11 protein-coding genes are annotated in these 12,477 nt (G+C 46.3%); 4 read left to right on the top strand and 7 right to left on the bottom strand.

Annotation, left to right across the window (positions count from 1 at the left end):
* A partial coding sequence (locus NSMM_RS13400; RefSeq protein WP_342671796.1) for a hypothetical protein occupies positions 1-1,041 on the top strand: 1,041 nt, incomplete at its 5' end.
* Between the two features lie 696 nt (positions 1,042-1,737).
* Here the strand turns inward: NSMM_RS13400 and NSMM_RS13395 are convergent.
* The 4 genes from NSMM_RS13395 to hemC all read right to left on the bottom strand — a co-directional run bounded on the left by NSMM_RS13395 (position 1,738) and on the right by hemC (position 5,686).
* Positions 1,738-2,904: a heme biosynthesis protein HemY gene (locus NSMM_RS13395; RefSeq protein ID WP_090288199.1), complete on the bottom strand. Its 1,167-nt coding sequence runs from the start codon at positions 2,902-2,904 to the stop codon at positions 1,738-1,740.
* Positions 2,901-3,938: a uroporphyrinogen-III C-methyltransferase gene (locus NSMM_RS13390; protein WP_143001954.1), complete on the bottom strand. Its 1,038-nt coding sequence runs from the start codon at positions 3,936-3,938 to the stop codon at positions 2,901-2,903. The genes NSMM_RS13395 and NSMM_RS13390 overlap by 4 nt, the downstream gene beginning before the upstream one ends.
* Positions 3,939-3,958: 20 nt before the next feature.
* Positions 3,959-4,663 (bottom strand): uroporphyrinogen-III synthase, encoded by a 705-nt coding sequence (locus tag NSMM_RS13385; protein WP_090288195.1) that lies wholly within the window; start codon positions 4,661-4,663, stop codon positions 3,959-3,961.
* 84 nt (positions 4,664-4,747) lie between these two features.
* Positions 4,748-5,686, bottom strand: a complete 939-nt coding sequence (gene hemC, locus NSMM_RS13380; protein ID WP_090288193.1) for a hydroxymethylbilane synthase — start codon at positions 5,684-5,686, stop codon at positions 4,748-4,750.
* Between the two features lie 139 nt (positions 5,687-5,825).
* Here hemC and ppc point away from each other — a divergent pair, with 139 nt between their 5' ends.
* Together ppc and NSMM_RS13370 are read left to right on the top strand one after the other, a co-directional pair.
* Positions 5,826-8,636, top strand: coding sequence for a phosphoenolpyruvate carboxylase (gene ppc / locus NSMM_RS13375; RefSeq protein WP_090288191.1), 2,811 nt, complete (start codon positions 5,826-5,828; stop codon positions 8,634-8,636).
* Between the two features lie 75 nt (positions 8,637-8,711).
* Positions 8,712-10,619 carry a GumC family protein gene (locus NSMM_RS13370; protein WP_176753978.1) on the top strand — a complete coding sequence of 636 codons (1,908 nt, stop codon included), beginning with the start codon at positions 8,712-8,714 and terminating at the stop codon, positions 10,617-10,619.
* A gap of 207 nt (positions 10,620-10,826) precedes the next feature.
* On the opposite strand, the gene NSMM_RS13365 is transcribed toward NSMM_RS13370, so the two are convergent.
* Genes NSMM_RS13365 through NSMM_RS13355 form a run of 3 tightly spaced genes read right to left on the bottom strand, consistent with a single transcriptional unit; the run spans position 10,827 to position 11,979 of the window.
* A complete protein-coding gene (locus NSMM_RS13365; protein ID WP_090288189.1) occupies positions 10,827-11,099 on the bottom strand; it encodes a GNVR domain-containing protein in 273 nt (90 codons plus the stop codon).
* On the bottom strand, positions 11,092-11,400 hold the full coding sequence (locus tag NSMM_RS13360; RefSeq protein ID WP_218121137.1) for a hypothetical protein: 309 nt from the start codon (positions 11,398-11,400) through the stop codon (positions 11,092-11,094). The genes NSMM_RS13365 and NSMM_RS13360 overlap by 8 nt, the downstream gene beginning before the upstream one ends.
* Positions 11,401-11,430: 30 nt before the next feature.
* A complete protein-coding gene (locus NSMM_RS13355) occupies positions 11,431-11,979 on the bottom strand; it encodes a hypothetical protein (RefSeq protein ID WP_090288186.1) in 549 nt (182 codons plus the stop codon).
* A gap of 15 nt (positions 11,980-11,994) precedes the next feature.
* Here NSMM_RS13355 and NSMM_RS15800 point away from each other — a divergent pair, with 15 nt between their 5' ends.
* Positions 11,995-12,216 (top strand): hypothetical protein, encoded by a 222-nt coding sequence (locus tag NSMM_RS15800; protein WP_090288185.1) that lies wholly within the window; start codon positions 11,995-11,997, stop codon positions 12,214-12,216.
* Positions 12,217-12,477 lie beyond the last annotated feature (261 nt).

Genomic DNA, 12,477 nt, shown 5'->3' with positions numbered 1-12,477 from the left:
CATTTCACAAGGGTTTCAAATATTGCAGCCACTTTCAGTTTTAGTGCGAATGCAGGGGCAACTCCTGCGCTGACAGGAGATAGTGGTAGTCTGTTGGCACCAATATTTGGAGGGGGCGTTTCAGAAAATCCTACTTTCAGCATTGATCCAATTTCAGGAGAAGAATTTACGAAACGACTCCTGACCCCATTCAGTCAACATAAACTGACTTTGTTGCTTCGTCAGCACTTTGATGTTGACCTTATGTTGCGGATGATGGCGCAGGAACTGCGCTTGTATCACACGGAACAAAAAACTGCTATTCGCAATAATCCAGGATCTGGGGAGCGAGGTCACCAGCGGCGCTTGCGCCATGGCTCAAAACAGAGAACTGTTTCTCCAAATATCTTGGATACAAAAAACCAGGATATCTATTATCAACTTCCCGGCATTCAATTGACCCAAGAGCAGAAGCATCGCCAACGCAACCGGCAGCGCGCACATTTGCAACAAATCACCTATCATAATAGCCCATCAGATCAAGATGGTTACGAGATGTTTCGTCGTGTCGCGCTCCATCTCTCAGCCATTCAAGATCAGAAAAAACTGTATGCTGAGCCGTTGACACTTGAGCGCAACTGGACTATACCTGCTGGTGCGGTTTCGGCGGAAGGACTGTTTCAGGCCATAGAAAAAGATTTTAGTGTGACTTACGACCAGCAAAAAGGCACGTATACGCTAAGCAAACAATTGTTGGGCCCTATTCTCATCACAAACTACGATCCAGATATACTCTGTTGTGAAGAGCGCGCAGAGTTATACGACTTGATCAATCCCTGGATAGAAAATGATGTCGCTTTCGATATCAGACCAGGCTATCCTGGTGGTGAATGGCCAATAAGAGGCTCTTTCCGACTCAGAAGTTTCCATACAATTCTCAACTTTATCTCTCATTCTCTGAGTGAAGAAGCAGAATATTACGTTGAGAAAGATCCGCGTACACCACCCATTGCCAGAGATGAGAATCCCAGCCATACCTTAGGGCTTTATCATCGCAGATAAACTCCCGCCCGATGTTAATCTGTCCACTTATTTACATGGAAAATATTACGCAGTGGATACAACAGGGTCGCATTCCCACTGGAATCTCAATGCATTTCAACTGCTCTACATCTTATTCAGATTGACGATCACTGACGCAAAATCTCTCGGTTTACCTATTACCATTTCCAAGTAATTTTTTCAAAACGCCGCCGAATTTAGCATTGACGGAAAAATCACCAAACTGAGCCGCGCAGAAGAACAATAGAATTTACTGTTCTAGGAAAAATCAAATGAACTCAATTGAAATAATCACAGCAAGGTCTATAGCGTCGGTGCGTCCGCTGTGCAGATTGCGTAACGTCGACCGGAATACCGGCCGGCGAGCTTGCGGTGTTGCTAGGTCCCTCCCGGCAAGTCGACATTGCTGAATATCATCGTTCCGAGATAGCGAAAGCCGGGGGTTTTGTGGCGAGGGACGGTGTCGCAATCCTACAGTAAATCAATATTGGCCGAAACAACGGTGTCGAAGCCCAAGTTCTTGGTGGAATAGAAGTAGGTGAAAATGTTGTTCTTTATCTTTCTTCGCAGTTAACCGACGGCGCAAAAGTCACGCAGAGAACACTTGAATGATCAGCGCTATCAAATACGGGGCGGAATTAACTAGATATCAGTTTTCTTTCGCTAATGCGACAGAGCCAAAATAAGAGCTCTAATTCAGCCGTCGATCTGTTTCAGCGCAAACTGTAAACCCTGACGATAATGTTCATTGGCAGATGCCTGTTCACCAAGTTGCTCATTTAACTGTGCAAGCGCAAGATGCGCAGGATAGCTTGGTTCGATTGAAAGACTGGCTTCCAAATAATTCTGCGCTTTTCCCCATAGCTCTCCGTAAGCGCATAATTTTCCCAGTGTAAGCAGCAGTTCTGCATTATTGGGATACTTGATCAACCATTTCTCTGCATGCTGTATCTGCCAGCTAACGCTGCCGCTGCGGCAATCAGCATATAGCCTGAACAATGTAGTATCAGGTTGTTTATCCAGATTATGCTCGATAATTTTTTGTGCCCAAGCGTGATCACCCAGCGCCATAAAGCTGCTGGCGGCAGCGGCGGCAAACTGGCTGTCCTGTTTATCCTCCGAGGAAAATTCCTGCCAGTATTTTTTGAGTAGCTCAAAATCTGTGCTGTATTTTTTAATATTCTGCAAATGGGCGGTATGTCGTAATGAACTAATCAGCGATTGATTAGCCGATCTGCGCTTGGAGAGTATATCTACCAGATCGAGCACTGCATCCCAATTTTGCAGCATTTCCTGTATCTTTAACTCAAGCTGCAGCACCGCAGTACTTTGCCAGCCACCAGTAGAATATAAAGCCTGCAAGGCAGTCAAAGCTTCTGTATAGCGCCCATCTTCCAGCTTTAACTCTGCTTCTGTTATCAACCTTAGCGCATCTGTGTCCGCTCTCTGTCCGGCAATAGCGGCTAATAATTGATCACGCTGCGCCACTTTTCCTTGCCTATGCGCGGAACGTGCCGCAATGACGGCATTTATTGCTTTGATATCCGGTGCATCTGCCAGACGAAATGCCTTCTCAGCCGCTTTTTGTGCCTGATCGAAACGCGTTTCCAGGAAAGCATTCAAGCCAGAAAGCATGAACTGCTGGGCTTTACTGGCTCGTACATTTAACAAGCCAATCATGACTCGCACCATATAATAAAATACGATGAAAGCAAGCAATGATCCAATGATAAAGATGTTGAATGCCAACTCGACGGTATAGGGCGGTACGGTAAACAGAACCGTTCCATTATTATAGTAAGCAGCCAGAACAACTGCTGCAGAAATGGCAAATAATACCAGTGCCCATAACATCAGCCTCATTCATTCCCCCGTTCTAGTTTCATTTGCACAGACTGCAGCGCCTGCAGCGACGCCAGTAAATCAGGATAGACCATTTCTTCCGCCATCTCCTTATACTGTTTCAATTTAACCTGCGTTTCAATAACATTGGATTGTTGCGTATCAAAATACCTATTGATCAAACCAAGCGCCGTTTCCAGTCCCCGCACAAAAGTATCATGATCTCGAGTAAGCAGGGCTAGCTGTGCCTGTTTCAGTTGCAATTTTACATTACTATGCAAAAGCTGTACTTGAGATGGGGACAGAAGCACCATTGTTTCACTGTCCAGCTTTTTTATTTGAACCAGCTGACACAGATCCTGCCAGATCTCCACAAAAAAATGTGACCAGAATCCTGAATCGGCTGTTTCTGTTTGTGTTTTTGAAAGGTTGATCGTCTGCAGATGTGCATTCATGATGAGTGGCAGCTGATCAATTTGTTCAGCATGGCGACTAATTTCCTGGTAAATATCTGCCCTATTAAAATGACTGACTTCTGCAAGTTGCTGTATATCTTCAGCTAGCGCAGTCTCGATTTCTGTATTCATCAATTGTTTACTCGATTGTACCCATGCCAACGCCTGCTCGAGCACGGCCTGCGTATTTTCAGTGTCTCCGGTCAGCTGCAAAAATTGGTTCGCGGAATAAATCAAATAGGTTACAGCATCTAAAATTTTTTCATCCTGGCCGTTACTGTCAATCGCTCTAATGTTATTTTGTGCAATGGCATGTCGTTGACTATCAATTGATAACAAACTTGCCGCAAGTTGATCCAACCTTTGATTGGTTTCGAATTGAGTAGAATCAATTTGTGCAATCATTGTTCTGGTGCGACTGCCAAAAATATCTGCATCAGTCAGATACTGAATGACGGCCTGTTGTAAATTGGCAACATAACCTTGATTTTTTGCCCAATTCCATCCCATGACAGCAATGGCGATTAGCAATAGCATCAATAACCAACGTGCAAAACGGCGAGCAGATCTTGAGGAAGAATACTGGACGTTTGTGTTCATGAGAAAGTCGTTAGTCAGAATCAAGAGTGATTGAAATAGCTCAGCAAACCTTGAATAATTCCGTTATCACCGCCTGGTGTACAGCATACTGTTGCGATGCCAAGTTCTCTCGCCTTTTGAGCAATGCGTTCGTGCGCAGTAAATAGCGGTGTGATCCTCAGCAATTGTTGACCAGTTTCACCAAGCATGTCAAACAAATTATTCAGTCCTTCACTGCTGGTAATAACGACTGCATGAATCTTGTGATCACGCCAGCCCGCCAGTAATGGTGCAACATCAGCCGCTGGCTTAGAACGCCGGTAACAAGCGATATATTCAACATCCGCTCCACGCTCGCTTAATGTATCTCCGAGCAGTTTGCGGCCTTCTTCTCCCCGAAAAATGACAACACGCTTGTCTGCCACCTGTTGAAAGAGTGGCATACCCAGCAATGCTTCGCTATCCGATCCGTCATTTGGCGTAACAATTGTTTCAACACCGTACGATTTGAGCATATTTGCGCTCCCCTGCCCAACCGTTGCCGCTATCAGCAGTGGCGGCCAGGTACCACACTGTTTGATAAGCAGCATGGCTTTATCAACTGCATTTGGGCTGACGAAGATTGCTATATCAAAACTGCTTAGCCGCGCAATCAAGTCAAGCAATGGCTGCTTATCATCGATATCAGTAATGGCCAGCACAGGAAATAACCAGGGAGCACCGCCAAGCTCAGCAATTTTATTCATCAGGTAGTCTGCTTGATGTTCTGGACGGGTAATCAGCACCCCTACCTTATTTAATTGATACTGAAATGTCACTACTTTTTTGTCTCAATTCGGATCAAGATCCAGCGAATCGAGAATCGCCTGCGCGCCTTGCTGCTTCAAGTTTTCTGCAAGCTGTTCTCCGATTATTTCACCGGCCTCCGGTTTGCCACTCGATTTGTCCGCCACGATTCTGCTTCCATCCGGTGTGGCAACGAAACCACGCAACGTCAGAATATCTTCACTGATTTCAGCATAACCACCTAGTGGTACCTGACAACTGCCACCCAGCACCCGGCTCATAGCACGCTCTGCTTTCACGCAGGCGCTGGTCACCGGGTCATGCAGAGGTTGCATCCATTCGACCAGATCGGAGCGGTTGTCACGACATTCTATTCCCAGTGCGCCCTGTCCTACAGCGGGCAGACTGGATTCCGGGGATAGTACTGCGCTGATACGGTAGCCTAGGCCCAGTCGAATCAACCCTGCTGCCGCCAGAATTATGGCACTGTATTCACCTTCATCCAGCTTGCGCAAACGGGTCTGTACATTTCCACGTAGCGGACGTACTTCAAGGAGTGGAAAATTTGCTCGTATCTGTGATTCCCGACGCAGACTGGATGTGCCAACAATGCTACCCTCTGGCAAATCTTTTAATCGGTTGAAATTATTGGAAACGAATGCGTCACGAGGATCCTCTCGCTCGGTGATCGCTGCCAATATAAATCCCCGGGGCAGATTCATGGGAATATCCTTCATCGAATGTACCGCAATATCAGCACGCCCATCTTCCAGTGCTTGCTCAAGTTCTTTGATAAACAAACCTTTCCCTCCGATTTTCGATAGGGAAGTATCAAGTATCTGGTCTCCTTTCGTTGTCATGCCGAGTATGGCGATTTCGGTTTGCGGGTATAATTGGACTAAACGATCGCGAATGAAATGCGCTTGCCACATGGCAAGCTGGCTTTCGCGTGAAGCAATAATAATTTTCTCAGGATTGGGCATGGTTGCACATAGAATTTAAAGAACACGGTAATTCTAGCACGGCCAGCCAACAGCAAATGATGGCCTGCTGTTATCCATTATCTGCGCCACTATCATCGAGCAATACCAAAAATTACATGCTGACAGGAGAACCACACTGATGAGTACGCCTACTCAAGCCAATACCGCCGAACAGAGTCTACCCAACGAAAAAGATCATCCATTGCGGGAAGATATCCGCCTACTTGGCCGCATGCTGGGCGATACCATACGCGATATCGAGGGGGAAAGAATCTTTGACCTGGTTGAAAACATTCGCCAGACAGCGGTTCGTTTTCGTCGCGAACAGGATCAGGAGGCACGTTGGGAGCTCGAGACAACTCTCCATCATTTAAGCCATAAGGAAACCGTCGCGGTTGTTCGTGCATTCAGTTATTTTTCGCTGCTTTCCAATATTGCTGAAGATCTGCATCATAATCGCCGTCGTCGCGCGCATCTACGTGCCGGCTCCGCGCCGCAGGCAGGCAGTGTAACGCTTGCGCTGGAGCGGGTTATTGCCAAGGGAATCAGTGCTGAAGCACTGGAAAATTTTTTTGCCGGCGCACAAATTTCACCGGTTTTGACTGCGCATCCGACCGAAGTGCAGCGCCGGAGTATTCTTGATTATCAGCTCAAAATACAGCTGTTACTGAAGGCACGTGACCGCACCCAGCTCACGCCTAACGAACTGCGCCACAATGAAAACAGTTTACGTGCTGCCATCCAGACCCTTTGGCAAACGCGCATGCTGCGTTCGGTCAGGCTTACTGTACAGGACGAGATTGAAAATGGCCTGATTTATTATCATTACACTTTTCTAAGCCAGATTCCTTATGTTTACGCCAAGATCGAAGATCTGCTGGAAAGGCATATGGGTAAGTCCGCTCCCAATGTAGCGTCCTTCATGCGTATTGGCAGCTGGATTGGTGGTGATCGAGATGGCAATCCATTCGTGACGCATCAGATCATGCTGCATGCTGCTGAGCGACACTCCGCATTGATTCTGGATTTTTATATCAAGGAAACCGCAAAGATCGGACAAACAATGAGTTTGACCAGTCGCCTGGTCAAAGTTACCAATGAGCTGGAAGGGCTGGTTTCGATTGCGCCTGATTTGCCTGCCAGCAGAATTGATGAACCCTACCGACGCGCATTTCTTGGCATCAACGAACGTTTGATTGCTACCAGCATAAAACTTGGCCATTTTCCCGATACCAGTGGCCGCTTGTCCCGTGTCATTGAACCCTATGCTGATAGCGCTGAATTCGTGCATGACCTCGATATTGTTATCAACTCACTCAATCAGCATTATTCATCCTGGCTGGTTAAGGATGCTTTACGTGATTTACGGCGGGCGGTAGATGTGTTTGGTTTTCATCTCGCTCCTCTGGATATGCGCCAACACAGCAAAGTGCACGAAGAAGTAGTCGCGGAACTTCATGATCGCAGTTTAGTTAAGGAATCACAAAGTGGGCTGCGTTACCTGGCGCTTTCCCATCAGGAACGACTGCAGTGGTTGCTTGCGCAGATCAACAGCGCCCGTCCGCTGATTTCACCTCACGTCCACTATTCTGATAATACACAAAGTGAACTACGTATTCTGCGAATGGCAGCTGAAGTTCAACGCCGCTTCGGTCACGCCGCCTTGCCAAATTATGTAATTTCCATGACTAGCAGTGCCTTAAACATACTGGAAGTTGCGTTACTACTAAAAGAAACCGGTTTGCTACAAACTGGGACTCATCCGCAGTTGGGTTTGAACATTATTCCACTTTTTGAAACTATTGATGATTTACGCGGTTGTACCACTATCATGGAAGAATTGTTTTCGCTGACTGATTATCGCAAGATGCTCCAGTCTCGTGGAAATGTTCAGGAAGTGATGCTGGGCTATTCTGATAGCAACAAGGATGGTGGGTTTGTGACATCCAACTGGGAAATTTACAAGGCTGAAATAGAACTTACCCGCGTTTTTGATCGGCATGGTATTCGCCTGCGACTGTTTCATGGACGCGGGGGTACGGTTGGACGTGGCGGTGGGCCGAGTTATCAGGGCATTCTGGCACAACCTCCTGGCAGCGTGAATGGTCAAATCCGGTTAACCGAACAGGGAGAAGTGATTGCCAGTAAGTATACCGACCCTGAGATCGGTCGGCGTAATCTGGAAACGCTCGTAGCGGCAACTATTGAATCTACTCTATTGAATCAGCAAGCGGACCAGTCGCAGATGTCACGCTTTCACGAGGCATTTGAGCACCTGTCTGCTTATGCATTTTCTGCTTATCGCAATTTGGTGTACGAAACACCAGGCTTCAAGCGGTATTTTCAGGAATCAACGCCCATCCGTGAAATTGCCGGACTACACATAGGTAGTCGCCCTACTTCACGCAAACCATCCGATGCTATTGAAGATCTACGGGCTATTCCCTGGGTATTCAGCTGGAGCCTTAACCGCTCAATCATCCCAGGATGGTACGGATTTGGCTCCGCTGTAGAGAAGTTTTCCCATGAATCTGGACAGGAAAAGACCCTCCTCTTGCTGCAGGAGATGTATCAGAATTGGCCATTCATGCAGGCGTTGCTCTCCAATATGGATATGGTGCTGGCAAAAAGTGATCTGGGAATTTCTTCGCGCTATGCCGAATTGGTCACGGATATGGACGTGCGTCAACAGATTTTTTCTCGTATCGAAGCAGAATGGAAGTTATGTATCAAGTGGCTGTTTGCGATTACCGGGCACACGGAACTACTGCAGGAAAACCCAACACTGGCGCGCAGTATTCGTATCCGTACTCCTTATATCGATCCACTTAATCATTTACAGGTCGAACTGTTGCGACGCTACCGTTCCGGAGATGACGACGATTCGGTTCGCCGTGCAATTCATATGACGATTAACGGTGTTGCTACCGGACTTAGAAATAGCGGATAATGAAAGCGTAAATAAACAGAAAAGAATAATGATACAGGCCAAGGCTATGCAACCGACAGGAAGGGAGGTAATTCCATGCTTAGATTCTTGGATTGGCTTAAACCTAATAGACTGACGATTTTTCTGGTCACGTTTCTGGTCGTGCTTGTGATCTCGATGAGTTATGTTTTTTCACGGCCTGCAATTTATCAAAGTTACGCTACGCTGTTGACTGTTCCAAGAACAGCGATTGATCAAATCAGTCGGGAAGCGGATATCCAGCACGTCACTATCCAGCGCCAGGTATTGCTCGGTTCCGAATTACTGACTGGTACTGCGCGCAAGTTGCAGGATACAGACAGCGAGTACCCGGCTAATTTAACTCCTGCCGCGATTCGGGCCATGCTTGATGTGCGTCCAGTGGCTGACACCAATCTAGTGGAAATGATTGCCGAAGGAGCAGAACCTGCGTTGCTACCCGTACTGATCAATGCTTGGATCGATGTTTATTTGGCTGCGCGCGCCGAGGAAGTCGCCAATTCTACTGGAACAACCAAACAGGCTGTTCAGGATGAATTATCCGGCCTGAATGAAAAGATCGAGCAAAAGCGAATGGAGTTGGCACAGTTCAGACAGCAGTATGCAATCATTTCGACGGGACGGGAGGAAAATGAAGCACTGGCTAGACTTAAGGGCCTCAATGACGCACTCAATACCGCCAGTGAAGAAGAAGTAAAGGCAAAATCCAGACTAGATGCCATTCGCAAAGCAATCGAGCGAGGAGAAACCGTTGTTCCGCAAAATGATTCACGAACCTTGAGTACACTGGAAAAACGGGCACAGGAATTGCGGGAGGAACTGGAAGAGCTTGATCGGCAATATACCCGAGAATTCATGGCGCTAACGCCTTCACTTAAGGTTATTCCAGAAAAACTGGCAGCGCTGGAAAAAGAAATTCTCACTATGCGCCAAAAAGGTCAGGCGACCGTTCTGACTGATGCTCAGCAGGAATATGCCGCTGCCCGGCAAACCGCAAGCGTCATTCAGCAACAACTAAAAGACCATCGCCAACAGGCAGCGGAATTCACCTCTCGTTTTACCGAGCATGATGCTCTGAAAAATGACCTGGAAGCGCTGGAACAGCTTTATCGGGATACGCAGGATCGCCTGGCGCAGATTGAAACGCGGCACACAGGGAAATACCCTTACGTAGATGTCATTGAGCGCGCTTTTCTTCCCCTTGTTCCAATCAAACCGGATTATCAGCGTGATGCGCTGATCGCTCTGATGGTCTCGCTATTTCTCGGATTGGCTGCTGTATGGCTGGTTAGGTTTTTAACACGCGAGGAGCAGGAAAGAATTGCCATTCATCTATCTGATGTACACATGCATGATGAGGAAAACCTACCTCGCCCTATTCTTGACGCGCTGCGCGCGCCACAAAATGTGCTTGCGAAGAAGGCACAAACGATACAGGCCATCACGCAGCAACCAGTAGTTGCCGCACTACCCGATGACCAGATCAATAAGCTTTTTCAGGCAGCAAATGTTAAGGAGAAGCAATTATTGCTGCTATTGCTCAGCGGCTTGAGCCTCAACGAAATTACCGAACTACGGGCAGGTAGTTTCGATCTCGAGCAAAACTATCTGATCATTCAGGGCGATTCACCCAGAAAGGTACCGCTGCATCCCGTCTTAAAGCGTTTACATGGCGCGCATGGATACAGCCTGACTGATTCAGCGGGCAAAAACCTGAATGTTGCGGATTTGCAAGCATTGCTGGATTGCTTACAAATCGACGCCGGCTTTTCTCCCATCAGCCTCTCTGAAAAATTACGCCAAACATACATTCTTTATCTGGTAAGGCAAGGCGTTCGTTTGAGTGAACTGGGGTCAGTAATAGGTTATGTTCCACCTGCTGAGTTATCTGCTTACGGTGCTTATGCGCCAATGGGAGAAAAGAAACCACTTGCAGCAATCAACCTGATATATCCCCAAACTTAGACACTCATCTGCGCTAGAGATTTGGCACCTAGCGGCTAGAGCATTTTTAATTTACTTGAAGTGATTAAATTTGGCGCTGTGTGTTGTTAGAATTAGACAATTTGCCGACAATTCAGCGTCCAGAGGCGGAAGCTACAACGAAAACAGGAATATCCAACGTTTCAGAAACATCAAAGGCAGATCACACTCTACGATCCATCAATTCTGCTAATAATGCAGAGCCCACACTAGCATAGTTCCAAGGAAAATCGATGAAATCATATTCAGTAGTAATCTTGGCTTAGTGTGTTTTGAGGGTGGTAAAGCAGAATTCAGGACAGAGATATTCGTTTGATTCATTTCGCTTTCCATTCTGGTTTGTCCCGCACGCTGCATGGCAACATCGTATGCCCGCTGAGCGTTTTCGACCTCACGCTTATACATCGCTATTTCATCATACTGTTCTTTTAGCTTCAATACTTTGGCTTTCTGTTCAGCCAATGCTTATTGCCAATAAACTGTCACGCTGAATAGAAGAGGTGGCTTCACTGTTGATGCTGCTTAGCACCATTTTGATTTCTGACCGAAGTTTCTGTTGAAGGCTGTTAACTTCAGCTTTAGCTTGCTTATATAGTGGATGATTTTTACCAACTCGCTTGGCTAATTCAGCAAAACTAGCGTCTGCGCGTGCTAATTTCGACTTTAACGACTGGATCAAATAACTACTCAACACCTCCTGTAAAGATTGAGTTTCTCCCACTTTATCATCCATGGTTGCCAGCAGATTTTTTCTGGATTGCAATTCGCTAGTGCGTCTCTGGCTATCCACCAACTACCTCGATAGATCAGACAGACGAGTATTTTCTATATCAAAATGATTATTATCAGTCGCGACGATACCATGTAGTTGTTCATAGGTAGAAAGCACGGATTGCGCTCGCTCCAGATGCTCTCGCAATGAGGCTATTTGCAAGTCGAGCCAGTCGACACTCAGTTTTGCTGGCTGGACACGCATTTCGATACTGGTATCTATATATGCATCAATGAAGGCATTAGCTGCAATCGTGGCAAATTGTGGGTCAATAAACGTAAAGTTGACTTCCACTAGACTGGTTCCATGTAAATGTCTAACATCCAAATGTTTCTCCAAAAACAAGTCTGCAGCCCAGTCACTGAAGTTTCCAGATTGTTTGGTTTTTTCAAAGTCTTTTGTCAGGAGCGAACCTTCGTCGAGTCTTAGTTTTTCTACCACCTTGAGAGCGACATGATGACTGGCAATCACATCGCTCTGAGTTGCCACATATTCCAGCATCAGCTTCAAAGGCACATAGCCTGGTATCGCATTCAGCTCAAGGTCTTGTGCAACCAACGGTACAATCATTCTCGCGGATTAAGGTTGTGGTCCCATCCAGATGGCGTTGTACAACGCGTCAATAAAAAAGAATTTCACGCGGTTCCTGCTGAATTGTTCAGAATCAACTGGCAGCGTCAAATGGCAAGTAAGTTTTCACATAATATAGTTGCTTTTAGTATTCCGAATTACATGATGCCCATAGCTGGCAGTTCAGGTAATGCTCTCTATAACAAGTATTTGGAGGATATTGAAAAAGAGAACTAATCCCCTATAAGAACTGGGGCTATAAAGAAAATCATCCATATTTTTATTTCAAGGGGCTGTAGTAGACCAGCTGCACGTCGTCAAATCTATAGAGTCTAATGGGGTGTTTGAAATTAAAGATGGTCTGTTAGTCAAATTTTTGCAGTTATATTCTTTATTTCTCAATAAATACAAATGTTCGTGTCACATAGAAACCAAAATTTGAAGTGCGGTGGGTATATAACGGAGATTTGGTTGTGAGGTATTAAATTAAATTTTTCT

It is taken from the genome of Nitrosomonas mobilis (genome assembly GCF_900103035.1).
GTDB classification, from domain to species: Bacteria; Pseudomonadota; Gammaproteobacteria; order Burkholderiales; family Nitrosomonadaceae; genus Nitrosomonas; species Nitrosomonas mobilis.
Note: the sequence above shows the minus strand (reverse complement) of the source record. Positions and strands in the feature narration are given on the sequence as shown.

Excerpts from the sequence above, each read along its gene's own strand:
- NSMM_RS13390 (WP_143001954.1), bottom strand. The coding sequence starts at position 3,938 with ATGAACACAAACGTCCAGTATTCTTCCTCAAGATCTGCTCGCCGTTTT.
- NSMM_RS13355 (WP_090288186.1), bottom strand. The coding sequence starts at position 11,979 with ATGATTGTACCGTTGGTTGCACAAGACCTTGAGCTGAATGCGATACCA.
- NSMM_RS13385 (WP_090288195.1), bottom strand. The coding sequence starts at position 4,663 with ATGAATAAAATTGCTGAGCTTGGCGGTGCTCCCTGGTTATTTCCTGTG.
- NSMM_RS13395 (WP_090288199.1), bottom strand. The coding sequence starts at position 2,904 with ATGAGGCTGATGTTATGGGCACTGGTATTATTTGCCATTTCTGCAGCA.
- hemC (WP_090288193.1), bottom strand. The coding sequence starts at position 5,686 with ATGCCCAATCCTGAGAAAATTATTATTGCTTCACGCGAAAGCCAGCTT.
- NSMM_RS13370 (WP_176753978.1), top strand. The coding sequence starts at position 8,712 with ATGCTTAGATTCTTGGATTGGCTTAAACCTAATAGACTGACGATTTTT.
- ppc (WP_090288191.1), top strand. The coding sequence starts at position 5,826 with ATGAGTACGCCTACTCAAGCCAATACCGCCGAACAGAGTCTACCCAAC.